Below are 25,751 nucleotides of genomic sequence, written 5' to 3'. Positions count from 1 at the left end.
CTCGATGTCCCGCGACACGGCGCTCCTCCCCTGGCAAGTCTCCACCGGCGGCATCGCCGGGCTGATCCTGAGCATCGGGCTGGCGCGCTTCGCCTACACGCCGGTGCTGCCGCTGATGCAGCAGCAGGCCGGCCTCAGCGACGCGATGGGCGGCACGCTCGCCGCCGTCAACTACACCGGCTACATGAGCGGCGCCCTGCTCGCCGCGCTGATCGACGACCCGCGCTGGCGCTCCCGCCTCTACTTCTGGGGCATGCTGCTCGGCCTCGTGGCCACCGCGCTCATGCCGCTCGCGCCCAACCTCACGCTGTGGGCACTCTCGCGCTACCTCGGCGGGCTCAGCGGCGCCGCCGGCATGCTGCTCGGCTCCGGCCTCGTCCTCGGCTTCCTGATGCGCGCCGGCAGACGCCCCGAGCTCGGCGTCCACTTCATGGGACTCGGCCTGGGCATCGTCGTCTCCGCGATCGGCGCCATGGCCATGGACCGCCTCGCGCTCGACTGGGCCGGCCACTGGTGGGGATTCGTCGTGCTGGGCGTCCCGCTGCTCGCGCTCTGCTGGTGGTGGCGGCCCCCCGTGCCTCCGCCCGCCACCACGGCCCTCGCCGCCGGAGCCCCCAGCGTCCAGTGGATGCGCTGGATGATCGCCGGCTACTTCTGCGCCGGCTGGGGCTTTGTGATCAGCGCCACCTTCACCGTCGCCATCGTGGAGCGCCAACCGCTGCTGCATGGCCAGGGCCCGTGGGCCTGGCTGCTGGTCGGTCTGGCCGCCACGCCGGCCGTGTTCTTGTGGGACCGCGTCGCGCGACGCATCGGCGACCTCAACGCGCTGCTGGCCGCCTTCGCGCTGCAGATCGTCTCGGTCGTCCTGCCGGCGCTCTCCGGCAGCCTGGGCGCCGCGCTCACCGGCGCGCTGCTCTACGGCGCGACCTTCATCGGCCTGGTCAGCCTCACGCTGGCGCTCGTGGGCCGGCGCTCGCCCGGCAACCCGGGCAAGGCGATGGCCCGATTGACGCTGAGCTACGGCGTGGCGCAGGTCACCGCGCCCGCCCTGGCCGGCGCCATGGCGCAGGCCAGCGGCAGCTACACCGCTTCGCTGTGGCTCACCGCCGGCGTGCTGACCGTGGGCATGGCCATCATGCTGCGGCTGCGCGCGCTGGAAGCTCGCGCGTCGTCATGACGCCGGCCTGCGCCGCGCTCAAGCTGCCGTTCATCCCGACATCCAGTCCCACCTGATCGCGCCAGGTCGGCGACAGCGCCACGACCTCGCCGATGACCAGCAGCGCCGGGCTCGCCAGCCCCTCGCGCTCGATGGCCTCGGGCAGACCCGCCAGTGTCGTGAAGCACTCGCGCTGATGCGGCGTGTGCGCCGCGCTGACGATCACCGCGGGCGTCTCCCCGCTCAGCCCACCGTCCTGCAGCGCCCGCGAGATGCCCGCGGCGCGGGCGAGCCCCATGTAGACGACCAGCGTCAGGCGGCTGCGCGCCAACGCGGCCCAGTCGGGCGCGATGCCGTGCTCGCCGTTGTGCCCGGTGACGAAGGCCACGCCGGGCGTGCAGCGCCGGTCCGTGACCGGCACGCCGACCGCAGCCGGCGCCGCCAGTCCGGCCGAGAGCCCGTTGATCACCTCGACCTCGATGCCCGCCTCGCGCAGCGCATCGACTTCCTCTCCCCCGCGTCCGAACACGAAGGGATCCCCGCCCTTGAGCCGCACCACGCGCGCGCCGGCCTGGGCCTCGCGGATCATCAACTCGTGGATGAAGCGCTGCTCGGTCGACACGCAACCGCCGCGCTTGCCCACACGCAGCACGCGCGCGCCAGCCGGCAGGCATGCCAGCACGCGGGCATCGACGAGGTCATCGGTCAGCACGACCTCCGCTCGCTCCAGGCACTTGAGCGCCTTGACCGTCAACAGTTCCGGATCGCCCGGGCCTGCGCCCACGAGGGAGACACGCGGCGTCGCGCACAGCGCGCGGGAGGGACTGTCGAGGTTCGTCATGTCGGTTCCTTCATCGCATTCGAGACCGCTTCGCCAGGCGCGACCGCCTGCACCATGCGCCGCAAGGCCGGCAGACAGGAGCCGCATTGCGTGCCGCAGCGCAACTCGCCCTGCAAGGCCGCGAGACGCGCCTCAGCGGGGCCCGCCGGTTGCCGGCGCAGGCAGGCCGCGATCGCGTCCTCGCGCACGTTGAAGCAGTTGCAGACCTGCGCGCTCGCGGGTGCCGAGGGCTGTTCCGCGTCGGGCGCCAGCAGGCGGCGGCCATGCGGCGCGACCGGCGAGCGCTCACGCCACAGCGCGTCCAGCCAGGCGCCCTCGCTGCCTTCGCCCACGCGCAGCAGCGCTTGCAGCCGTGCCTGCGCGCCCTCGCCGTCCAGCCGCAGCGACCGGCTGCGTCCGCGGCGTCCATCGGCGTAGCGCAGCACACCGACTCCGTTGAGCTGCAGGACCGTCGCCAGCGCCTGCACGACCGGCGCGGGAGGCGGCTCAGCGAAGGCGAGCGTCAAGCTCCAGCCCTCGCGCCCGTCCTGCGCGGGGCCCGGCAGGCAGCAACCGTAGTCCGCCTGATCCATCAGCACGCGCAACTGGCTGCGCAGCGCCGCGCCCTCGCCCGGCCCCACCCAGGCCGCGCCGAAGACGCGCCACGGCAAGGCCACCGCTTCCACGGCCACCGCCGTGAACTTGAGCTCCGGCTGGCGCGCGTCCGGGCAATAGGCCGGCTGCGTGAGCGCGTTGATGCCGAGCTGATCGCGCCCGCCGAGGTACTCGCTGCCCCAGTGCATCGGCAGCCACGCGCGCTGCGCGCCGACCGACTCGTCCTCACGCAGCGGCACGATCACCGCGCCGCGCCGCGACGTCACACGCACGAGCGCGCCGTCCTTCAGACCTCGACGCGCCATGTCCTGCGGATGCAGGGACAGCGCCGGCGAGGGTTCTCCGGCGAAGAGCCGCGGGACCGTGCCGCTGCGGCTCATGCCATGCCATTGATCGCGCAGGCGGCCGGTGCTCAGCGCGATCGGATACCGCGCGTCCTGCCTCTCCGCCGTCGGCTGCACAGGCTTGGCCACGAAACGCGCGCGCCCATCGGCATGCGCGAAATGGCCGTCCTCGTAGAGTCGCGCCTTCGCGGCCTGGGCACCCTGGGGCCAGGGCCACTGGCGCGGCGCCTCCTCGAGCATCGCGTAGCTGAGCCCGCCGATGTCGAGGTCGCGACCGCGCGTCGCCTCGCGATGCTCGATCCAGAGCGGCTCCGGACCGTCCCAGGCGAACAGGCTCGGACGCCCCGGCCGCAGCACCGCTTCCATGCATCGCGCGACGTCGCGCACGATGCGCCAGTCGGCGCGCGATTCGCCGGCCGGCGCCAGCGCGGCGCGCACGCGGCTGATGCGGCGCTCGCTGTTGGTGACCGTCCCTTCCTTCTCGGCCCAGGTCGACGCTGGCAGCACCACATCGGCGAAGTCCGCCGTGGCGGTGCCGCTGAACGCCTCCTGCAGGATCACGAGCTCGCAACGCGACAGCGCCTCGCGCACCAGCGCCTGCTCGGGCATGGACTGGGCCGGATTCGTGCAGGCGATCCACAAGGCCTTGATCTCGCCGCGCGCGGCCGCCTGGAACAGCTCCACCGCCGTCTTGCCCGGCGCGGCGGGCAGCGCGTCCACGCCCCACAGCGCGGCGATCTCCTCGCGATGCGCGGCCTGGCCGGGATCGCGGTGTCCGGGCAGCAGCGTGGCCATGCCGCCCGTCTCGCGCCCGCCCATCGCATTGGGCTGCCCGGTCAGCGAGAACGGTCCCGCGCCCGCGCGCCCGATCTGACCCGTCGCCAGATGCAGGTTGATCAGTGCCGTGTTCTTGGCCGCGCCGCTGCTGCTCTGGTTCAGGCCCATGCAGTACAGCGACAAGGTCGCCGGCGACTGCGCGAACCAGCGCGCCGCCTGCAGGATGCCGTCCTCCTTCAGCCCGGTGAGGCGGGCAGATTCAGCGGGCGTCATCGTGCGCACCAGCGCCTTGAGCGCGTCGAAGCCGCTGGTGTGCTGATCGATGAAGGCCGCGTCGATCCAGCCCTCCCAGATCGCCGCGTGCAGCATGCCATGGAAGAGCGCCACGTCGCTGCCGGGCTTGAGCGCCAGGTGCAGGTCGGCGAACTCCGCCGTCTCGGTGCGGCGCGGATCGACGACGATGATCTTCATGTCGGGCCGCGCCGCGCGCGCGGCCTCGATGCGGCGGAACAGGATCGGATGGGCCCAGGCGGTGTTGGCCCCCGCGATGAACAGGCAGTCGGTGCGCTCGAGGTCCTCGTAGCAGGTGGGCGGCGCGTCGGCGCCCAGCGCCTGCTTGTAGCCGACCACCGCGGCGCTCATGCACAGCCGCGAGTTGCTGTCGATGTTGTTGGTGCCGACCAGCCCGCGCGCGAGCTTGTTGAACGCGTGATAGTCCTCGGTCAGCAGCTGGCCCGAGATGTAGAAGCCGATCGCGTCGGGACCGTGCTCGGCGCGGATCGCCAGCAGCTGATCGGCGATGCGCCGCGTCGTCGTGTCCCAGTCCTGCGGCTGCAGGGCGTCGTCGCGCGTGGCCCGCCAGGCCGGCCGCAGCAGGCGCTGCTGTTGCCGCACCAGCGGCGTGGCGGTCAGGTGCAGCGTCGATCCCTTGGTGCACAGCCGGCCCAGGTTGGCCGGGTGATGGGGATCGCCGCGCACGCCGACGAGGCGCATGCCGGCGCCCTCGCCTTCGGTGTCGATCAGCACGCCGCAGCCCACGCCGCAGTACGGGCAGGTCGAGCGCGTGGTGCGGACGTCGAGGCTCATCGCGCCGATCCGCTCAGCAGGCCACCCGCGTGCAAGGGCCGGCCTGGACCGGCGGCAGGTCGATGCCCACGGTGTCCAGCTCCTGGCGATCGAGCATCACCACGCCCGCCTCCACCTTCACGCGGAACACCGGCGTGCGGCCCTCGTCGGGCTCGCGCGCGCAGCCGTTGTCCAGCGCGATGGTCCAGTTGTGCAGCGGGCACGCGACCGCGTTGCCGAAGACGATGCCCTGGCTCAACGGACCGGCCTTGTGGGGGCAGCGGTCGAGCAGCGCATGGACGCGGTCGTCGGCGGTGCGGAACAGCGCCACCTGCGGGCCCCGCACGCGCGCCACGCGGCGCGAACCCAGCACGGGAATATCGGTGACGGCGCAGACAGAGATCCAGTCGGTCATGACGAAGTCCTCAGGAGGAAAGGGTGGCCACCGGCTCGAACTGCCGCACGTCGACCTGCGCCTTCGCGAACTCGAACCACGGGTCGGGTTCGCCGTCGAGCGCGAACTGGAGCTCGGCCCACAGCGCCTTGCGGCCCTCGGCGTCATCGAGGATGCGGCGCTTCACATGTTCCAGGCCCACGCGGCTGACGTAATGCACGGTGCGCTCGAGGTACCAGCCCTCCTTGCGGTAGAGCTGCATGAACGCGCCGGTGTACTCCATGACTTCCTCGGCGGTCTTGAGCTTGACCAGGAAGTGCGCGACCTCGGTCTTGATGCCGCCGTTGCCGGCGACGTACATCTCCCAGCCCGAGTCCACGCCGATGATGCCGACGTCCTTGATGCCGGCCTCGGCGCAATTGCGCGGGCAGCCGCTGACAGCGAACTTGACCTTGTGCGGCGCATACATGCGCCACATCGCGCGCTCCAGGTCCTTGCCCATCTGCGTGCTGTCCTGCGTGCCCATGCGGCACCACTCGGAGCCCACGCAGGTCTTCACCGTGCGCAGCGCCTTGGCATAGGCGTGACCGCTGGGCATGCCGATGTCGCGCCAGACGTCGACGAGATCCTCTTTGCGGACGCCCAGCAGGTCGATGCGCTGGCCGCCGGTCACCTTGACGGTCGGGATCTTGTATTTGTCGACGGCGTCGGCGATCCGACGCAGCTCATCGGCGGTTGTCTCCCCGCCCCACATCCGCGGGATCACCGAGTAGGTCCCGTCCTTCTGGATATTCGCGTGACTGCGCTCGTTGATGAAGCGCGACTGCGGATCGTCCACCGCCTCCTTGGGCCAGGACGAGATCAGGTAGTAGTTGAGCGCGGGACGGCAGGTCGCGCAGCCGTTGGGCGACTTCCAGTTCAGGCGCTCGTAGACGCTGGTCAGCGTCGTCAGATGGTCCTTGAAGATGGCGTCGCGCACCTCCTGGTGGCTCATCTCCGTGCAGCCGCAGATCGCCTTCTTCTTCGGCGCGGACGAGTAGTCGCCGCCCGCGGTGAACATCAGCAGCTGCTCGACCAGGCCCGTGCAGGACCCGCAGGAGGCGCTCGCCTTCGTGTGCTTGCGCACCTCCTCCAGCGTGAACAGGCCCTTGTCCTTGATCGCCTTGCAGACCGCGCCCTTGGTCACGCCGTTGCAGCCGCAGACCTCGTCGCTGTCGGCCATCGCGGCGGCCTTGTTGTGGCCCTGGTGGCCGACGTCGCCGATGTTGCTCTCGCCGAACATCAGCTTGTCCCGGATGTCGGCGATCTTGCGGCCCTCGCGCAGCAGCTTGAAATACCAGCTGCCATCGACGGTGTCGCCGTACAGGCAGGCGCCCACGAGCTGGTCGTCCTTGATCACGAGCTTCTTGTAGACGCCGGCGAAGGGATCGCTCATCACGATCTCCTCGGTGCCGTCGCCGCCCATGAAGTCGCCGGCCGAGAACAGGTCGATGCCCGTCACCTTCAGCTTGGTGCTGGTCTGGCTGCCGAGATATCGGCCGATGCCGAACTGCGCGAGGTGGTTCGCGCAGACCTTGCCCTGCTCGAACAGCGGCGCCACCAGGCCGTAGGCGATGCCGCGGTGCGCGGCGCATTCGCCGACCGCGTAGATGCGCGGATCGGTCACCGTCTGCAGCGTGTCGGTCACGACCACGCCGCGATGGCAATGCAAGCCGGCGCTCTCGGCCAGCGCGGTGTTGGGACGGATGCCCGCGGCCATCACGACCAGGTCGGCGGGGATCTCCTCGCCGTCCTTGAAGCGGACCGCCATCACGCGTCCGTCCTTGTCGCCGATGAGCGCCTCGGTCTGCGCGCCCATGCGGAAACGCAGGCCCCGCTCCTGCAGCGACTTGCGCAGCAGATCGCCGGCCTGGTCGTCGAGCTGACGCTCCATCAGCCAGCCGCCGATGTGCACCACCGTGACCTGCATGCCGCGCAGCATCAGGCCGTTGGCCGCTTCCAGGCCGAGCAGCCCGCCGCCGATGACCACCGCGTGGCGGTACTTCGTCGCCGCCTCGATCATCGTGTTGGTGTCGGTGATGTCGCGGTACCCGATGACACCGTCCAGGTCCTTGCCCGGCACCGGCAGCATGAACGGCGTCGAGCCGGTGGCGATCAGCAGCCGGTCGTAGTCGGCGACGGTGCCGTCGTCGGCGATCACCTGGCGCTTGATGCGGTCGATCGTCGTCACCGTCTTGCCCAGGTGCAGCGTGATGCCGTGGTCCTCGTACCAGCTCAGCGGGTTGAGGATGATCTCGTCCAGCGTCTGCTCGCCGGCCAGCACCGGGCTGAGCAGGATGCGGTTGTAGTTGGGATGCGACTCCGCGCCGAAGACGGTGATGTCGTACAGCTCGGGCGAGATCTTCAGCAACTCCTCCAGCGTGCGCACGCCGGCCATGCCGTTGCCGATCATCACGAGTTTCATCTTCTTCATGCAGAACGCTCCATGGGGAATGCGGGGAGGTGCGAGGGGCCATGGGCTTCATCCCTGGCCTCTCCCGCATGCGGGTGAGGCAATGCGGTGGTGTGCGGCGGCCGCTGGCCCTCACCCCTACCCTCTCCCGCAAGCGGGAGAGGGAGTGAACGGCCGCCGGCGCCGACCCAGGTCTGGGTCCAGCGGGTCTGCATCACGCGCAGCAGGCCCAGCATGAGCAGCGCGAAGACGGCGAAGGCGGCGAATCCCCAGGCGTAGGTCCCCGCCCACTGCTTGGACAGGCCCATCAGGTTGGGCACCGCGCCGCCGCCCAGCGCGCCGATCTCGCCGATCATGGAACCCGCCACCGCGGTGGCCGCGGGCCAGCGCAGCGGCACCAGCTGGAACAGCGCGCCGTTGCCCGCACCCAGCGCGGCGAAACACACGATGAGCAGGGCGGTCGTCAGGACCAGCGAGCCGTTGGCCGGACCGATCAGCGCCAGCGTCAGCGCCACCACCACCAGCACGCCCGTCAGCGCATGCACGCCGCCAACGCGGTCCGACAGCGCGCCGCCGACCACGCGCACCGCCGCGCCCATGAAGGCCGCGAGCATCGTCAGCTGGCCCGCCGCGACCTTGGAGACACCGAACTGGTCGTGGTAGTAGGTGGGCAGGAACGTGGTCAACCCGATGAAGCCGCCGAAGGTCACCGCGTAGAGCAGGCTGAAGGCCCAGCCGTCCTTCTCGAACAGGCACGCGACGTGATCGCGCAGACCCGCATGGGCATCGACATCGGGCGGCTCCTTGGCGAAGACGACCATCACCAGCATCGGCAGCGCGATCGCGCCCGCGGCGATCGCGTAGACGCTCTGCCAGCCCAGCCATTGCGCCAGCGGCGGCGCCACCAGCACGGACACCGCGGTGCCCGCGTTGCCAGCGCCGACGAGGCCCATGGCCAGTCCCTTGTAGGGCGGCGGATACCAGCCCGAGCCCAGCGACATCGCCACGCCGAAACTCGCGCCGGCGATGCCCAGCAGCACGCCCATCGCGAGCAGGTCGTCGTAGCCGTCGACCATGAAGTAGCCGTAGCTCATCGCCACGGCGATGAGCGCCATCTCCACCAGCGTCGCGTTCTTGCGGCCGATGTATTGCGACAGCACGCCCAGCGGGAAACGCATCAGCGCGCCGGCCATGATGGGGATCGACAGCATCAGGCCCTTCTGCGCCGCGGTCAGCTGGTAGGCCTCGCTGATGAACGGCGCGAGCGCGCCGTTGAGCACCCAGATGCAGCACGAGAACGCGAAGTACAGGAACGCCGCGCCGAGGGTCGGGGCGTGGCCGGAGCGCAGGAAGGTGCGGAACGCTGCCATGGCGGTGGGGCTCTGGGTAGGGCGCTAGGTGGCTGGAAATGAAAAAAGGCCGCGTCGAGCACTGGGCTCGGCGAGGCCTTCCATCGAATGAGGCAGCGGACCGCAGGCGTTCCGTTGCGAAGACCGCGGGACCGGAGCCCCGCGCTGATGCGGCGCGTCGTTGCGCCACAGCGCTTCCTTCGCAAGTCGCGTGCCAGTGGGCGGCACCGCATCGAAAACCGCCACGTCGGCGCCGATGGGCTTATGCTGCGCGCCCATGTCAGCGCCCCTCCCCGCGCCCGTCCTTCCCTCTGAGAACGCCGTCGCGCACGATGGCGTGGCGACGCCCGCGCGCGTGCTGCTCATCGGCGATGCGGACGCCGCCGGATCGCCCGCGTGGCCAGCGCCGCACTGGATCGTGGCAGCCATGCACCAGCCCGGACGCGACAGCTTGGTGCACGCCGCACTGGAACAGGCCATCGAGGCCTTCGTGCTGCGCGTGGAGGCCCAGGGCCTTCCGGCTTGGCTGGACGCGCTCGAGGCGGCCGCTGCGGTGCCCGCGTTCCCCGCCGGCTTGGCGGGCATTGCGGTGGTGCCTGACGCCGCGTGTCTCTCCGACGCGCTCCAGCAGCGCGCGATGGCGCTGGGCGTGCAGACGCTGCTGACGGCCATGCCCGAGCCCGAGGAGCTGCATCGCCAGCTGCGCTGGGCGCTGCGGCAGGCGGCGCGTTTCTCCGCGCTGCGCGGGCAGCTCGACGATCGCAAGTGGACCGAGCGGGCCAAGGGCCTGCTCATGTCGGCGCGCGAGCTCGACGAGGACGGCGCGTTCCGGTTGCTGCGCGACGCCGCGATGCATGCGCACCTGCGACTGGGCGAGGTGGCCCGGTCGGTGGTCCAGTCCGCGCAGCGAGCCGAGGCGGTCAACCTGGCCGGCCAGCAGCGCATGCTCAGCCAGCGCCTGGTGAAGCTGATGGCGCAGCGCGCCGCCGGCATCGAGGTCAAGCGCGCGAAGACGCTGCAGGACGAGTCCTGCGCGCGAGTGGCCGCGAATCTCTCGCGGCTGCCGGCCTTGCTGGGCGCGCAGCCCGAGGCGGGTGGCGCGGAGGCGGGCAGCATCGACGCGGTCATCGATGCGTGGCATCGGCTGGAGCCGCTGCTGGCAGGCAAGCCGAGCGTCGAGGCGCTCGTGGCCGCGGACGCCGCGGCGCAGGACCTGCTGACGCGCTCCGATGCGCTCGCCACGGAGATCGCCGCCAGCGGAGCAGCCGCCGCAGGCAAGCCGCTGCACGTGGTCAACCTGTGCGGGCGACAGCGCATGTTGAGCCAGCTGCTGGCGAAGGAAGCGCTGCTCGCGGACTTGCTGCCGGAGCGGGATCCGGCGGTGCTGCTCGACAGCCTGGATCGCTTCGCGGCGGGACTGGCGGAGCTGGAGGCCTCGCCGCTGTCCAGCGACGCGATCCGCGCATTGCTGGCGGAGGTGGGCGCGGAGTGGCTGCGGCTGATGCGCAGCCTGCGCGACGCGCATGGCCGCGAGGCCGCGGGTGGACTCGCCCGCAGCAGCGAGGTGCTGCTTGATCGGCTCGACTTGCTCACGGGTCATTACCAGCAGAGCTTGCAGATCATCCTTGGGTGAGAGCCCTCACCCCCCGCCCTCTCCCGCTTCGCGGGCGAGGGAGCCATTCAGGCACCGGCCGCAGCAGCCCCTCTCCCGCTTCGCGGGCGAGGGAGCCATTCAGGCACCGGCCGAAGCAGCCCCTCGCCCGCGAAGCGGGAGAGGGGTTGGGGTGAGGGCTCGCCGCCCATCTCGGTTGGCTCAGGCGGCCTTGGCCTCCACGTGCCGATGCCGCGTGTACAGGAAGTCGATCACCGCCTTGCGCGCGTGCACATACGCCGGATCCTCCGCGAGCGCGACACGATCGCGCGGTCGCGCCAGCCCGACCGGCAGGATCTCCCCGATCGTCGCCGCGGGCCCGTTGGTCATCATCACGATCCGGTCCGACAGCAGCACCGCCTCGTCCACATCGTGCGTGACCATCACCACCGTGCTGTGCGTCTCCGCGACGATCTTCAGCAGCTCATCCTGCAGGTGCGCCCGCGTCAGCGCATCCAGCGCGCCGAAGGGCTCATCCATCAGCAGCACCTTCGGCTGCATCGCCAGCGCCCGCGCGATGCCCACGCGCTGCTTCATGCCGCCCGAGATCTCGTGCGGCCGCTTGAACATCGCATGCCCCATGCCCACGAGCTGCAGCGCCTCCTCGGTCCGCGCCATCAGCCGCTTGCGCAGCTCATGCCCGCCGAAGACCGACTCCACCGCCAGCAGCACGTTGTCGAAGCAGCTCAGCCACGGCAACAGCGAATGGTTCTGGAACACCACCGCGCGTTCAGGCCCCGGGCCCGCGATCTCGCGGCCGTCACACAGCAGTCCGCCGCCGGTGGGCCGCAGCAGCCCGGCGATCAGGTTCAGCAGCGTCGACTTGCCGCAACCCGAATGGCCGATCAGCGTGACGAACTCGCCCTTGGCGATGTCCAGATCGATGTCGCGCAGCGCATGGAATCGGCCCTTGCGCGTCGAGAACACCATCTCGGCCCGCTGCACTTGAATGAAGGGAGTGCTCATCGTGGTCTCCTGATGTGAGGGAACGGATCAGTCGCCAGGTCAATCGTCGAAGGAGAAGCGCCTGGCCAGCGCCATCAGCGCCCACTCCAGCAGCAGCCCCACGATCCCGATCACGAAGATCGCGATGAGGATGTGCCGCACGTTGAGGTTGTTCCACTCGTCCCAGACCCAGAAGCCGATGCCCACGCCGCCGGTCAGCATCTCCGCGGCGACGATCACCAGCCACGCGGTGCCCACGGACAGCCGCACGCCGGTCAGCATGTAGGGCAGCACCGCCGGGAACAGGATGCGCGTCACCAGCTTCCACTCCGACAGCCGCAGCACGCGCGCGACGTTGAGGTAGTCCTGCGGCACGCGCTGCACGCCCACCGCGGTGTTGACCACCATCGGCCAGATCGAGCAGATGAAGATGGTCCAGATCGCCGCCGGGTTCGCGCTCTTGAAGACCAGCAGCCCGATGGGCAGCCACGCCAGCGGCGACACCGGCTTGAGCAGGCTGATCAGCGGCGACAGCATGCGGCTCGCGAATTCGAATCGCCCGATCACGAAGCCCAGCGGAATGCCCACCGCCGCCGCCAGGCCGAAGCCCAGTCCCACGCGCTGCAGCGAATTGAGCACGTTCCAGCCGATGCCCTGATCGTTGGGCCCGTTGCGATAGAACGGATCGGCGAAGAGCTGCACCGCGGCCGCCCAGGTCTCGGCCGGCGTCGGGAACGGGCCGGGCTTGAGCGTCGCGACGAACCACACCAGCCACAGCAGGCCCAGGCCGAGCACCGGCGGCAGCACGCGCATCCAGACCGCGCGCCAGTCGATGCCAGCGCGCGGAGGCCGCTCGACGACAGGCGAAGCGGACGGCGCTGCAGCCGGGCGCGACAAGGGCTGCGGCGTGGCGACCGAGACGCTCACCGGCTCGGCGGCGGGATCGGTGGGCGAGTGGAAGACAGCACTGACCATGGTCGACTCCTGCGCCGATCAGGCGCGCACCTTGAAGCTGTCGGCGTACTTGGCCGGATCCTTGCCGTCCCAGACCACGCCGTCGAAGAGCCGGGTCGACCGCATCGAGTCCTTGGGCACCGGCACGCCCAGCGCCGACGCCGCGGTCTTGTAGAGCGCCACCTGGTTGATCTGACGCGCCACGCCCAGGTAGTCCGGATGCTCCTTGATCAGGCCCCAGCGCTTGTGCTGCGTGAGGAACCACATGCCGTCGGACAGCCAGGGGAAGTTGACCTGCCCGTCGTTGAAGAACTTCATGTGGTGGGGGTCGTCCCAGGTCTTGCCCAGGCCGTTCTGGTAACGGCCCAGGATGCGCTGGTTGATCGCGTCGACGCTCGTGTTGACATAGGCCTTGTCGGCGATCGTCTCGGCCATCTTCTGCTTGTTGGACAGACTCGCGTCGATCCAGCGCCCGGCCTCGAGCACCGCCATGATCACCGCGCGCGCGGTGTTGGGATATTTCTTGACGAAGTCTCCGGTGGTGCCGAGCACCTTCTCCGGATGGTCCTGCCAGATGTCCTGCGTGGTGGCCGCGGTGATGCCGATGCCATCGATGATCGCGCGGTGGTTCCACGGCTCGCCGACGCAGAAGCCGTCCATGTTGCCCACCCGCATGTTGGCCACCATCTGCGGCGGCGGCACGGTGATCACCTTGGCGTCCTTCATCGGGTTCACACCCGCGGCGGCCAGCCAGTAATAGATCCACATCGCATGCGTGCCGGTCGGGAAGGTCTGCGCGAAGGTGTAGTCGCGCTTGTCCTTCTGCATCACCTTGGCGAGCGAGGCGGCATCGACCGCGCCGGCCTCCGCGAGCTTCTTGGACAGCGTGATCGCCTGGCCGTTGTTGTTGAGCGTCATCAGCACGGCCATGTCCTTCTTCGGACCGGCCACGCCGAGATGCACGCCATAGATCAGGCCGTAGAGCACATGGGCCATGTCGAGCTCGCCGTTGACGAGCTTGTCGCGCACGCCCGCCCACGAGGCCTCCTTGGTCGGGACGATCCTGATCCCGTACTTCTTGTCGAAGCCCAGCGCCGCGGCCATCACCACCGACGCGCAGTCGGTCAGCGGGATGAAGCCGATGCGGACCTCCTCCTTCTCCGGCTTGTCCGAGCCCGCGGCATACGCGCCGCCCGGCAGCGCGGACAGCCCGCCCAGCGCCGCGCCGGCGGCGAGCAGCTTGCGACGCTCAGCGCTCATCAGACCCTCCTTGGAACCGTGTTGCATTCAAGACCTCCAGCGGAAAACCTCAGCGGAAAACAAAAAAGGCGTCACGACCGCTGCGCGTGTTGACGCGCAACCAGTCGGACGCCTTTGTCCAGATCCTCGAACGGTCCCCACGCCGTTGTGGAGACACACGCAGCCTCTCGCATGAAGCGTGCCAGCGCTGTTGCCCGGGGAGCGGGCCCGGGAGCACTCGCGCGAATGCCCCGCGAGGGCCCGTGAAGGCCCGCGATGGCCGATGGCGTGCACTGTCCGGCGGCATCGGTGCGCCGTCGCGGTGCGATGCACCGTGACGGACCGCGACGGTCCCGATCAGCCGCGCAGCAGATCGTGCGCGTCGATCACGCGCTGGGCCACCTGCGCGATCGGCTCGCCGCGGTCCATCGCGAGCTTGCGCAGGCGCTGGTAGGCCTGCTCCTCCGCCAAGCCCTGCTCGCGCATCAGGATGCCCTTGGCCTTGTCCACGACCTTCCGTCCGGCGAGCTGCGCCTGCGCCTTGTTGAGCTCCTCGCGCAGCGCGAGGTCCTGCTCGAAACGCGCGATCGCCACGTGCAGCACCGGCGCCAGCCGCTGCGACTGCAGCCCCGCGACGACATAGGCGCTCACGCCGGCCTGGATCGCGCGACGCATCGGGCCGCGGTCCTCGTCCTCGGCGAAGACGATCACCGGTCGCGGCATTCGCGCGGACAGCGTGGCGAGGTTCTCCAGCGTGTCGCGCGTCGGGGACTCGGCATCGACGATGACCACGTCGGGCTGCAGCCGCAGCACGCAGTCGTGGATCAAGGTCGCCTGCTCGATCACGCCGACCACCTCGTGCCCTTGGCGCGCGAGCTCGTCGCGGAGCAGATCGACACGATGCGCGCCGTCGTCGATCAGCAGCACGCGCAGCCCGGCTTGCGCGGGCGGCGGGCTGGCGTCGGAGGCGGGCGGCGGCTTCACGAGGGGCTCGGCGCAAGTTCCGTGCCGAGGCAGATCGCGCAGGCCACTGGCAAACGGCGCGCCTGCGTCAACGCAACCGGCGTGCCCGGGGTCCTCCCAAGAAGGGGCCGCGCGAATCCTCACTTCGTCTTAACTTCGCAACCGAGCGGTGACCACGCCGCCAGGGAGACATCCATGCGCCTTGCCCCGCGCCCTATCCACACCTCCATCCTGCTGGCCGCGCTGCTGTCGCTGACCAGCGGCATCGCCCACGCCGCCGAGTTCACCGCCACCGCGCGCGTGATCATCGACACTGCCCTGCGTCACGATGAACGCGGCAGCCTCGATCCCGTCATCCACCAGCAGCACGCCACGACGGGCGCGCGCTCGACGCTCACCGACACGGTGTCCGGTGCGACGCAGACGGTGACCGGCTCGGCCTGGGCGAGCGCGAGCTACGGGCACCTCGCGCTCGCCTCGTTCAGCCAGACGCTGCAGCAGTCCGTCGCCACGCAACCGGGCGCCTCGGCCACGGCACGCGCGGAGGCCAGCCTCAACGACGCCTTCGTCATCACCTGCCCCAGCTGCACGGACGGCACGCGCGGCACCATGCATTTCAAGGTCACGCTCGCTGGCGACATCGCTCTGACCCACGCCGCCACCGACACGGCCGGCCAGCCCGCCGCCGACGCGCCCGGGCGCTGGATGCAGGACTACTGGGCGACCAACCTGTCGATGCGCGCGGAAGGCGTCGCCATGGAGCTTCCCGGTCCGGGCACTCTGGCCCTGAACGCCTATGAATCACGGACCATGCACAACGACAACGTCGTGCAGGGCAGCGGCCGTGAGGGCCTGGGCGAGTACGACTACTTTTTCGAATTCGAGTTCGGGCGTCCCATCAGCATGAGCTGGAACGTGGTGCTGGAGACCTCGGCCTGGCTGAACCCCGGCGACACCGATTTCGCCGGCTCGCTGCGATCGACGAGCTTCGCGGACTTCTCGCACAGCTTCACCTGGGACGGCATCTCCGAGGTCTACGACGCGTCCGGGCAGCGGGTGTCCGCCTTCACCGCGCTCAATGGCGATGGCGTCAACTACGCGGCCGCGCTCGGCGTCGTGCCCGAGCCCGGCACCTGGGCGCTGATGGGCGTTGGCCTCGGCTTGCTGGGCATGATCGCCCGGCGCCGCTCGCGGACGCCTCGCGCCAGGACTGCCGTCACACGTGCGGTCGCGCCGACGGTGGCGATCCTGGGCGCTCTGACGCTGGGCAACGCGGCGCTGGCCCAACCCGCACCCACGCCGGCCTTCGGCGTGAGCTATCTCTACGAGGTCGGCGCCCCCGGCACGAACGGACGCACTGGCCAAGGCGGTGGCGAGAGCGCGCTCGGCGAGGTGCGCGGCTTCACCGATGCGGTCGGCTTCAGCGACGCCAGCCTGAGCTTCGACGCGCGGATCGAAGGATGGGGCTCCGCCCGCTACGGCCACCTGCAGGCCTTCGCCAAGGGATCGACCGAGCTCACCGCGCGGAACGGGCAGCAGGGCGTCTATGTCACCGGCAACGTCACGTCGTCGCTGGCGGACAGCTTCGTCATCCAGTGCGGCACCTGCACGCCGGGCACCCGAGGCTCGATGACCTTCCACGTCGCACTTGATGCGCTGACCTCGAGGGAGTACCGGCCGGGGCAGCCGCTCGACGAGGGCCACCTGTACATGGCCGACACGGACTGGTCGTCCTCGCTGAGCGTCGTCGCGTCGGGCGTGCCCGATCCGATGCCCCAGCCGCCTGACGGTTGGCCGGGCCCCAATCCCGGCCAGTTCTGGCAGACCACCTATCGGCTGGACAAGCTGCACAACGGCGAGCACTCGATCGAGGAGATGACCCGCGGCACGTCCGAAGCGGGATGGATGGGCGTCGACTTCATCTTCGGGGAACCAATCCGGCTCGAGATGAGCCTGTCCGCCTGGGTGCTGGGCGTCGTGTCCACCGGCGAGAACCCCGCGTCCTTCAGCGGATACAGCGCGATGACAACCGACGCGACGCGCAGCATGTACTGGGATGGCATCGGCAGCGTGTACGACGCGCAGGGCAACGCGGTGACCGGGTTCACCGCGCTGAACGCCGCCGGCGTGGACTACGCGCGATCCCTCGCCGTCGCCGCGGTGCCTGAACCCGCCACCTGGGGTTTGATGGCCGTCGGGCTCGTCCTCCTGGGGGCCCTCGCCCGGCGGCGTGCCGGCGCGGCTCGCTCTTCCGAGGGTTAACCCTCGTTCCTGATGAAGATTCACCTCCAGTTGCCCCACACGTCAGGCCACTCCCGTTTACGTTAACGTCAATCGACCTCTAGAATCCGGCGCAGTTTCCCGATCCAATCGGATCGAGAGCCCGTTCAACCAGAACAAGAGCGCCGCGGCCACGAGCCGACGGCCCGCGCTGGAGACACACGTCATGACCGAGATGTCCGCCGAGTACAAGGCCCTGGCCGAGTACCGCCCCACCCAGAAGGTCCGCTTCGTGACCGCCGCCAGCCTGTTCGACGGGCACGACGCGGCCATCAACATCATGCGGCGCATCCTGCAGGGCATGGGCGCGGAAGTGATCCACCTGGGCCACAACCGCTCGGTCGACGAGGTCGTCACCGCCGCGCTGCAGGAAGACGCGCAGGGCATCGCGGTGAGCTCCTATCAGGGCGGCCACGTCGAATACTTCAAGTACATGGTGGAGCTGCTGCGCGCGCGTGGCGGCGACAGGATCCAGGTCTTCGGCGGCGGCGGCGGTGTGATCGTCCCGGCCGAGATCCGCGACCTGGCCGACCAGGGCGTGCGCATCTTCAGTCCCGAGGACGGCCAGCGCATGGGCCTGCAGGGAATGATCGGCGAGATGGTCATGCGCTGCGACCAGGACCTGAGCGGCGCCGCGCCGACCGGGGTCGCCGCGCTGCAGGGCCACACGGAATCAGCCTGGCGCGCGCTCGCGCAGGCCATCACCGCGCTGGAGAACGGCCGCGCCGACGCCGCGTTCACGCAGGCGCTGCGCGACGCCGCCAAGGGCCTGCGCACCCCGGTGCTGGGCATCACGGGCACCGGCGGCGCCGGCAAGTCCTCGTTGACCGACGAACTCATCCGCCGCCTGCGCCTGGACCAGGACGACGCGCTGCGCATCGCGGTCATCTCCATCGACCCGTCGCGCCGCAAGAGCGGCGGCGCGCTGTTGGGCGACCGCATCCGCATGAACGCGATCGCGCCGTGGGCGGCGGGATCGCGGGTCTACATGCGCTCGCTGGCCACGCGCGACTTCGGCTCGGAGATCTCGCAGGCGCTGCCCGATGTGATCGCCGCGGCCAAGGTGGCCGGCTTCGACCTCGTGATCGTCGAGACCTCGGGCATCGGCCAGGGCGACGCGGCGATCGTGCCGCACGTGGACGTGCCGATGTATGTGATGACGCCGGAATTCGGCGCGGCCAGCCAGCTCGAGAAGATCGACATGCTGGACTTCGCCGAGTTCGTCGCGATCAACAAGTTCGACCGCAAGGGCGCGGCCGATGCCTGGCGCGACGTCGCCAAGCAGGTGCAGCGCAACAAGGAAGCCTGGGGCAAGAAGGCCGAGGACATGCCCGTCTTCGGCACGATGGCCAGCCGCTTCAACGACGACGGCGTCACCGCGCTCTACCAGGCGCTCAAGCCGCGCCTGGCCGAGCTGGGCCTGCATCTGACCGACGGCCGCCTGCCCGTGGCCGCCACGCGTTTCAGCACCCACCAGACGCCCATCGTGCCGCCGGCGCGCGCGCGTTACCTCGCCGAGATCAGCGACGCGGTGCGCTCGTACAAGAAGCGCGCCCGCGCCCAGGCCCGCCTGGCGCGTGAGATCCAGCAGCTGAGCGCCAGCGCCGCGATGCTCGGCCAGGCCGATGCGCAAGCCGATGTCGGCGCGCTGCAGGCGCTGGCCGCCGCGCGTCAGGACAGGCTCGATGCCGACGCGCGTCAGCTGCTCACGCAGTGGCCCGCGATGCAGCAGGCCTACGCGGGCGACGAGTACGTCGTGAAGATCCGCGACAAGGAGATCCGCACCGCGCTGGTGTCGAGCTCGCTGTCGGGCACCAAGATCCGCAAGGTCGTGCTGCCGCCCTACGAGGACCAGGGCGAGCTGCTGAAGTGGCTGATGCTGGAGAACGTGCCGGGCAGCTTCCCGTACACGGCCGGTGTCTTCGCGTTCAAGCGCGAGGGCGAGGACCCCACCCGCATGTTCGCCGGCGAGGGCGACGCGTTCCGCACCAACCGGCGATTCAAGCTGGTGTCCGAGGGCATGCCCGCCAAGCGCCTGTCCACGGCCTTCGACTCGGTCACGCTCTACGGCGCGGACCCCGCGCCCCGGCCCGACATCTACGGCAAGGTCGGCAACTCGGGCGTCAGCATCGCGACGCTGGAGGACATGAAGGTCCTGTACGACGGCTTCGACCTGTGCAACCCGACGACCTCGGTGTCGATGACGATCAACGGCCCGGCGCCGTCGATCCTGGCGATGTTCATGAACACCGCCATCGACCAGCAGCTCACGAAGTTCAAGTCGGACAACGGCCGCGACCCGACCGCCGACGAGGCCGCCAAGATCCGCGCCTGGGTGCTGGCCAACGTGCGCGGCACCGTGCAGGCCGACATCCTCAAGGAAGACCAGGGCCAGAACACCTGCATCTTCTCGACCGAGTTCTCGCTCAAGGTGATGGGCGACATCGCGCAGTACTTCGTCAACCATGACGTGCGCAACTTCTACTCGGTGTCGATCAGCGGTTATCACATCGCCGAGGCGGGCGCGAATCCGATCTCGCAGCTCGCGTTCACGCTGTCCAACGGCTTCACCTTCGTGGAGGCCTACCTGGCGCGCGGGATGCACATCGACGACTTCGCGCCCAACCTGAGCTTCTTCTTCAGCAACGGCATGGACCCGGAGTACACCGTGCTGGGCCGCGTCGCGCGCCGCATCTGGGCCGTGGCGATGCGCGACAAGTACGGCGCCAACGAGCGCAGCCAGAAGCTGAAGTACCACATCCAGACCTCGGGCCGCTCGCTGCACGCGCAGGAGATCGCCTTCAACGACATCCGCACCACGCTGCAGGCGTTGATCGCGATCTACGACAACTGCAACTCGCTGCACACCAACGCCTACGACGAGGCGATCACCACGCCCACCGAGGAATCGGTGCGCCGCGCGATGGCCATCCAGCTGATCATCAACCGCGAATGGGGCCTGGCGAAGAACGAGAACCCCAGCCAGGGCGCGTTCATCATCGAGGAGATGACCGAGCTGGTGGAGGAGGCGGTGCTGGCCGAGTTCGAGCGCATCGCCGAGCGCGGCGGCGTGCTGGGCGCGATGGAGACGGGCTACCAGCGCAGCAAGATCCAGGAGGAGTCGCTGCACTACGAGATGCTGAAGCACACCGGCGAGTACCCCATCATCGGCGTGAACACCTTCCGCAACCCGCATGGCGACCCGGTGCCCGAGCACATCGAGCTGGCGCGCTCCACCGACGAGGAAAAGCAGAGCCAGCTCACGCGCCTCGCGGACTTCCACACGCGCCACGCGGCGCAGGCGCCCGCGATGCTCAAGCGGCTGCAGCAGGCGGTGATCGACAACGGCAACGTCTTCGACGTGCTGATGGACGCCGTACGCGTATGCTCGCTGGGCCAGATCACGGCGGCGCTGTTCGAGGTGGGCGGGCAGTACCGGCGCAGCATGTGACCCGCGCGGTGTCCCCCAGGCGCGGGATACCGCAACCGCTGGCACGCATCGTGCAATCGGTCTCCAGGGAGTCGATCACAAGACCCGACGGAGACCGCCATGACCTTCCTGCGACGCTTCACCACCGGCAAGCGCCTGTCCCTGGCCTTCGGGCTGATGCTGGTGCTCATCCTCGCCGTCTCGGCGCTGGGCATCCGCGGCAGCGGCCGCGTGTTCGCCGACCTCAAGACGATCTACGAGGACCGCACGATCCCGCTCAAGCAGATCGGCGACATCGACAGCCTGATGCTGCGCAACCGGATCCTCGTCACCGAGATGATCCGGGACCCAGCGCAGCTCGGCGCGCTCGACACGCAGCTGCAGGCCAACGTCGCCACCATCACCGGGTTGTGGAAGGACTACATGTCCACCTACCTCACCGATGAGGAGAAGCAGCTCGCCAACGCCTTCGCCGAGGTCCGCGGCAACTACGTGCGCCAGGGCCTGCTGCCCGCGCGCGACGCCGTGCAGGCCGGCGATGTCGCCAAGGCGCAGGCGATCTACAACGACCGCATCGTCGCGCTGGGCGCCCAGGCCAAGACGGCGATCGACGCGCTGCTCGCGCTGCAGGTGCGCGTGGGCGCCGAATCCTTCCACGCCGCCGAGGCCACCGCCGCGTCGGTGCGCGGCTGGAGCATCGCGGCGGCGATCATCGCGATCCTCGTGGCCACCGGCGCCGGGTTGCTGACCACGCGCTCCATCACCGCGCCGATGGCGGAGGCCGTCACCTTCGCCGAGGCGGTCGCCCAAGGCGACCTGCGCAGCCGCCAGGCCACGCCGGGCGAGGACGAGGCGGCGCGGCTGATCTCGGCGCTGGGCGCGATGGCGGGCTCGCTGCGCGACATCGTCAGCCGGGTGCGCAACAGCAGCGAGAGCATCGCCACCGGCTCCAGCGAGATCGCCACCGGCAGCCTGGACCTCAGCCAGCGCACCGAGGAGCAGGCCAGCAGCCTGCAGCAGACCGCGGCATCGATGGAGGAGCTCACGAGCACCGTCCAGAACAACGCATCCACGGCCGGTCAGGCCGATGCGCTGGCCACGCGGGCGGCGCAGGCCGCCGGCCAGGGCGGCGGGGTCGTCGAGCAGGTGGTGCGCACGATGCAGGACATCAGCACCTCGTCGCGCCAGATCGCCGACATCATCGGCGTGATCGACGGCATCGCGTTCCAGACCAACATCCTCGCGCTGAACGCGGCGGTCGAGGCGGCCCGCGCCGGCGAGCAGGGCAAGGGCTTCGCGGTGGTGGCGTCCGAGGTCCGCGCGCTGGCCCAGCGTTCGGCTCAGGCCGCGCGCGAGATCAAGGCGCTGATCGGCCGCAGCGTCGAGCAGGTGCAGTCGGGCTCGGGCCTGGCCGATGAGGCGGGCTCGGCCATGCAGGGCATCGTCGAGCAGGTGCGCCAGGTCAGCGTGCTGATCGGCGAGATCGCCTCGGCGAGCCACGAGCAGTCGCGCGGCATCCAGCAGATCGGCCAGGCCGTGACGCAGCTCGACCAGGTGACGCAGCAGAACGCCGCGCTCGTCGAGGAGAGCAGCGCCGCCGCGGACAGCCTGCAGCAGCAGGCCAAGGAGCTCGCGGAGCTGGTGCGCGTGTTCCGGCTCGCTTGATCGCGCAGGATCCCGCGCTCGGGCGTGCGCGCGCGTGCTCGGGCGTGCCCGGGGCCATCCAGGGTCATTCGAGACCATTCGGGGTCACGTGTCGCCCCCGGCCCGGGGGGGCCGGGTTCACCCGCGTGTTGCCGCCCTGGAGGGGCACTCCCATAATCGATCGCATCGACGTCGTAGGAGTGCGCCATGCTGCAGGCTCTGAATCGGATGAAGATCACCACGCTGCTGCAGGTCGGTTTCGCGGCGGTGCTCGCGATGGCCGCGCTGATGACCGGCGTGGGCGTGCTGAAACTGCGCGAGATGGTGCGGCTCAGCGACGAGCTGCATGCGCTGGAGCAGCGCCGGCTGATGGCCACGAACTGGCGGGCCGCGACCGAGCTCAACCTCAACCGCGTGATGGCGATGGCCAAGTCCGGCGGGCACGAGGGCTTGAGCAGCTTCCTGTCCGGCGAGATGACGCGCACGACCGAGCGCATCAACCAGTTCCAGGCGGAGCTCGAGAAGGCCATCGACGACCCCGAGCAGAAGGCGCAACTGCCCGTCATCGCCGATGACCGCCAGCGCTACGTCGACATCCGCAAGGGCGTGATGGCCGCGATCAAGGTCGATCCCGAGGCCGGCGCGCGTCAGGTGGACCAGACGCTGATCCCGGCGGCCACGCGATACCTGGCCTCGGTCGAGAAGCTCGTCTCGCTGATCTCCGAGGACACCGAGGCCTTCGCCGCGAAGCAGCGGGAACAGGCGCTGCAGGCCGCGACGCTGATGTTGTCGCTGACCGGCATTGCGATCGTGCTGGGCATCTTCATCGCGTGGCGCATCACGCAGTCGGTGCGGGCGCCGATGGTGCGGGCCGGCGCGGTCGCGCAGACCATCGCCAGCGGCGATCTCAGCCAGGACATCCACGTCGACCGCAGCGACGAGATCGGCGTGCTGCTGCGCGAGCTCAGCGCCATGCAGGACTCGCTGCGGCGCATGGTGCGTCAGGTGCGCGACGGCACCGAGACGATCAACGTGGCGACGCAGGAGATCGCCACCGGCAACCAGGACCTGTCCGCGCGCACCGAGGCGACGGCGTCCAACCTGCAGCAGACCGCGTCGTCGATGGAGCAGCTCACCGGGACGGTGGCGCACACGGCGAGTTCCGCGCAGCAGGCCAACGAGCTGGTCAGCGCGACGCGCGTGTCGGCGTCCAAGGGCGGCGACGTCGTGGGCGAGGTCGTCGAGGTGATGCAGCAGATCGAGTCGAGCTCGCGCCGGATCAACGACATCATCGGGGTCATCGACGGGATCGCGTTCCAGACCAACATCCTGGCGCTGAACGCGGCCGTCGAAGCGGCGCGCGCGGGCGAGCAGGGTCGCGGATTCGCGGTCGTGGCCGGCGAGGTGCGCGCGCTGGCGCAGCGCTCGGCGGGCGCGGCCAAGGAGATCAAGGCGCTGATCGGCGAGAGCGTGACCCGAGTGGACACCGGCACGCGGCTGGTGCAGGACGCGGGCACGGCGATGGGCGAGATCGTCCAAGGCGTGCGCCGCGTGGCCGACATCGTCGGCGAGATCGCCACGGCCGCCGCCGAGCAGAAGGACGGCATCGGCCAGGTCAACGTCGCCGTGCAGCGGCTCGACGAGATGACGCAGCAGAACGCGGCGCTGGTCGAGGAATCGGCCGCGGCCGCGGGCAGCCTGCGCTCACAGGCCGAGCAGCTCAACGCGCTGGTCAGCACCTTCCGGCTGTCCGCGTGACCTCGTGACTTCCTTTCACTCCACACGTCCGCGGCGACGCGGCGACCTCCACCCATGTCCTTGTCGATCCGCCGCTCCCCAGCCCTTCGATCCCCTGCCCGTCGATCCCTGCGCGTGGCCTTCACCGCGCTGGTCTCGACGCTGATCCTCGCGGGCTGCGGCTCCGCGCCCAAGGGTCCGACCGACCTGGAGCTGGCCGAGGCGACGATCCGCGACGCGATGGCCAAGGGCGAGGTGAAGGGGCTGGCGCTCGCGGTGATCGAGGATGGGCAGGTGCGCACGGTGCGCAGCTACGGCCATCGCAACGCGCAGGGTCTGGCGTTGCAGACCGGCACGGTGATGTATGGCGCGTCGCTGACCAAGACGGTCTTCGCCTACACGGTGCGGCAGCTGGCGGACGAGGGTCTGATCGATCTGGACGCGTCGATCGCGACGCTGCTGGACCGGCCGCTGCCCGAGTATCCGAAGGACTCGCGCTACGGTCCGTGGCCGGATCTGCGCGGTGATGAGCGCTGGCGCGCGCTGACGCCGCGCATCCTGCTGACGCATCGCAGCGGCTTCGCCAACTTCGCGTTCCTGGAGCCGGACGGCAAGCTGCGATTCCATTTCGATCCGGGCGCGAGGTACGCGTATTCGGGCGAGGGACTGATCCTGCTGCAGTTCGTGCTCGAGCAGGGCAAGCTGAAGCTGGACCTGGGCCAGGAGATGCAGCGACGCGTCTTCGACCGCTTCGGCATGACGATGACGAGCATGAAGTGGCGTGCGGACTTCGGCGTGAACCTGGCGGACGGTGTGACCGAGGACCGCCAGTGGAAGCCGCACGATCCGCGCAGCCGTGTGCGTGCGGCGGGGTCGATGGACACGACGATCGAGGACTTCGCGCGCTTCGCGGCGGGACTGGTGCGGGGGGATGGCCTCCGGCGCGAGGGCCGCGCGGACATGACACGGCCGGTGGCGCCGATCACGACGGCCTCGCAGTTCCCGACGCTGCAGCCGGAGCTGCCAGTGGCGCAGCGAAAGGCGGGCCTGGCGGCGGGGCTGGGCATGGTGGTGTTCGATGGTCCGCAGGGGCCGGGCTACTTCAAGGGCGGCCACGACGACCAGACGGGCAACACGATGGTGTGCGTGGAGCGCCGCCGAGCGTGCGTGGTGCTGCTGTCCAACGACGTGATGGCGGAGCGGCTTTATCCATCGCTGGTGCGCCGGCTGCTCGGCGACACCGGCGTGCCCTTCGTCTGGGAATACGGCGAGAAGGCGGCGAGCTGGCCGAGGTGAGCGGTTCGCCGCCTCCAGCTCACGCCCAGATCGCGGAAAGCGCCTGCAGCTCGCCGATCAGACGCGGCTTCGGATCGTCCAGCACGCGCTGTTGGATCAGGAAGACCACCGATTTCAGTAGCTCGGTGGTATTGAGCTCGGTCGACGCCTCGAGCCGCCGGAAGTCCTCCGTCACCCGGGGCGGCACCTTCATCGAGATGCGACGACGCGCGATGCCCCGCTCCTCAGGGAATCGCTCGACGGCCTTCCGATGGGAGAGTCGGAGCACCGTGGCGGCACGCTCATCCATGGCGGCCTTGTGAACGAAGTAGGTCAGCAACGCCCTTCTGAAATCGGTCGAGGCTTCGCTGTCGATGCGGTGGACCGCATGGTCCAGCACGTCGATGTAGCTGGCGGGGAGCTTCACCTCGATCGCCTGCGTGACCGCCTTCCGGGCCTTGGCGATCGCGGACATGGCCTGCGCGGGAATGGCCACGGTGGTCCCACATCGATCGCAGACGCCCACCAGCAGATTGCGGGCATGCCCGCGGCCATCGCTGAAAGGGACATCACGGCGCGCGTAGGTCGTCGTCACGACGTCCTCGCAATCGGTGCAGAAGGCCTTGCCGCGATCGCCCTCATGAAAGATCTTCATCACTTT

Annotated in this window: 17 protein-coding genes; 7 read left to right on the top strand and 10 right to left on the bottom strand. The window is 69.8% G+C overall.

The window, feature by feature from the left end; all coding sequences use genetic code 11:
• Positions 1 to 4 precede the first annotated feature (4 nt).
• Entirely contained in the window at positions 5 to 1,177 is a 1,173-nt protein-coding gene (locus ACNI65_RS00305) for a YbfB/YjiJ family MFS transporter (protein WP_416760564.1), read from the top strand.
• Here the strand turns inward: ACNI65_RS00305 and cobA are convergent.
• From cobA to ACNI65_RS00280, 5 genes are read right to left on the bottom strand one after another with little or no spacing between them, the layout of a single operon-like run.
• A complete protein-coding gene (gene cobA, locus ACNI65_RS00300; protein ID WP_416760563.1) occupies positions 1,134 to 1,997 on the bottom strand; it encodes a uroporphyrinogen-III C-methyltransferase in 864 nt (287 codons plus the stop codon). The genes ACNI65_RS00305 and cobA overlap by 44 nt on opposite strands.
• The gene (locus tag ACNI65_RS00295) at positions 1,994 to 4,798 is read right to left on the bottom strand and encodes a molybdopterin-dependent oxidoreductase (RefSeq protein WP_416760562.1); all 2,805 of its coding nucleotides are present in this window, start codon (positions 4,796 to 4,798) and stop codon (positions 1,994 to 1,996) included. Before ACNI65_RS00295 ends, cobA begins: the two co-directional genes overlap by 4 nt.
• Before the next feature lie 13 nt (positions 4,799 to 4,811).
• Positions 4,812 to 5,192, bottom strand: a complete 381-nt coding sequence (nirD, locus tag ACNI65_RS00290; RefSeq protein WP_416760561.1) for a nitrite reductase small subunit NirD — start codon at positions 5,190 to 5,192, stop codon at positions 4,812 to 4,814.
• Between the two features lie 10 nt (positions 5,193 to 5,202).
• Positions 5,203 to 7,644, bottom strand: a complete 2,442-nt coding sequence (gene nirB, locus ACNI65_RS00285) for a nitrite reductase large subunit NirB (protein WP_416760560.1) — start codon at positions 7,642 to 7,644, stop codon at positions 5,203 to 5,205.
• Positions 7,641 to 8,993 (bottom strand): MFS transporter, encoded by a 1,353-nt coding sequence (locus tag ACNI65_RS00280; protein ID WP_416760559.1) that lies wholly within the window; start codon positions 8,991 to 8,993, stop codon positions 7,641 to 7,643. The genes nirB and ACNI65_RS00280 overlap by 4 nt, the downstream gene beginning before the upstream one ends.
• 256 nt (positions 8,994 to 9,249) lie before the next feature.
• Here ACNI65_RS00280 and ACNI65_RS00275 point away from each other — a divergent pair, with 256 nt between their 5' ends.
• A complete protein-coding gene (locus ACNI65_RS00275; protein ID WP_416760558.1) occupies positions 9,250 to 10,605 on the top strand; it encodes a type IV pili methyl-accepting chemotaxis transducer N-terminal domain-containing protein in 1,356 nt (451 codons plus the stop codon).
• A gap of 180 nt (positions 10,606 to 10,785) precedes the next feature.
• On the opposite strand, the gene ACNI65_RS00270 is transcribed toward ACNI65_RS00275, so the two are convergent.
• The 4 genes from ACNI65_RS00270 to ACNI65_RS00255 form a co-directional block, all read right to left on the bottom strand.
• Entirely contained in the window at positions 10,786 to 11,589 is an 804-nt protein-coding gene (locus ACNI65_RS00270) for an ABC transporter ATP-binding protein (RefSeq protein WP_416760557.1), read from the bottom strand.
• Between the two features lie 39 nt (positions 11,590 to 11,628).
• Positions 11,629 to 12,543 (bottom strand): nitrate ABC transporter permease, encoded by a 915-nt coding sequence (ntrB, locus tag ACNI65_RS00265; protein WP_416760556.1) that lies wholly within the window; start codon positions 12,541 to 12,543, stop codon positions 11,629 to 11,631.
• A gap of 18 nt (positions 12,544 to 12,561) precedes the next feature.
• The gene (locus ACNI65_RS00260) at positions 12,562 to 13,782 is read right to left on the bottom strand and encodes a CmpA/NrtA family ABC transporter substrate-binding protein (RefSeq protein WP_416760555.1); all 1,221 of its coding nucleotides are present in this window, start codon (positions 13,780 to 13,782) and stop codon (positions 12,562 to 12,564) included.
• A gap of 336 nt (positions 13,783 to 14,118) precedes the next feature.
• Positions 14,119 to 14,745 carry an ANTAR domain-containing response regulator gene (locus ACNI65_RS00255; RefSeq protein ID WP_416760554.1) on the bottom strand — a complete coding sequence of 209 codons (627 nt, stop codon included), beginning with the start codon at positions 14,743 to 14,745 and terminating at the stop codon, positions 14,119 to 14,121.
• A 174-nt stretch (positions 14,746 to 14,919) separates the two neighbouring features.
• On the opposite strand from ACNI65_RS00255, the gene ACNI65_RS00250 reads away from it, so the two are divergent.
• The 5 genes from ACNI65_RS00250 to ACNI65_RS00230 all read left to right on the top strand — a co-directional run bounded on the left by ACNI65_RS00250 (position 14,920) and on the right by ACNI65_RS00230 (position 25,111).
• On the top strand, positions 14,920 to 16,986 hold the full coding sequence (locus ACNI65_RS00250; protein WP_416760553.1) for a PEP-CTERM sorting domain-containing protein: 2,067 nt from the start codon (positions 14,920 to 14,922) through the stop codon (positions 16,984 to 16,986).
• A gap of 184 nt (positions 16,987 to 17,170) precedes the next feature.
• A complete protein-coding gene (gene icmF / locus ACNI65_RS00245) occupies positions 17,171 to 20,455 on the top strand; it encodes a fused isobutyryl-CoA mutase/GTPase IcmF (RefSeq protein ID WP_416760552.1) in 3,285 nt (1,094 codons plus the stop codon).
• A 99-nt stretch (positions 20,456 to 20,554) separates the two neighbouring features.
• Complete coding sequence (locus tag ACNI65_RS00240; RefSeq protein WP_416760551.1) at positions 20,555 to 22,099, top strand: methyl-accepting chemotaxis protein; 1,545 nt, start codon at positions 20,555 to 20,557, stop codon at positions 22,097 to 22,099.
• Positions 22,100 to 22,285: 186 nt separating this feature from the next.
• Positions 22,286 to 23,836 (top strand): methyl-accepting chemotaxis protein, encoded by a 1,551-nt coding sequence (locus ACNI65_RS00235; protein ID WP_416760550.1) that lies wholly within the window; start codon positions 22,286 to 22,288, stop codon positions 23,834 to 23,836.
• 114 nt (positions 23,837 to 23,950) lie between these two features.
• Complete coding sequence (locus tag ACNI65_RS00230) at positions 23,951 to 25,111, top strand: serine hydrolase domain-containing protein (protein ID WP_416760549.1); 1,161 nt, start codon at positions 23,951 to 23,953, stop codon at positions 25,109 to 25,111.
• Positions 25,112 to 25,130: 19 nt separating this feature from the next.
• Here the strand turns inward: ACNI65_RS00230 and ACNI65_RS00225 are convergent, their stop codons facing one another.
• Positions 25,131 to 25,745: a hypothetical protein gene (locus tag ACNI65_RS00225; protein ID WP_416760548.1), complete on the bottom strand. Its 615-nt coding sequence runs from the start codon at positions 25,743 to 25,745 to the stop codon at positions 25,131 to 25,133.
• Positions 25,746 to 25,751: the final 6 nt, after the last annotated feature.

This window comes from Roseateles sp. So40a, assembly GCF_048081605.1.
Classification (GTDB): Bacteria; Pseudomonadota; Gammaproteobacteria; order Burkholderiales; family Burkholderiaceae_C; genus Roseateles.
Note: the sequence above shows the minus strand (reverse complement) of the source record. Positions and strands in the feature narration are given on the sequence as shown.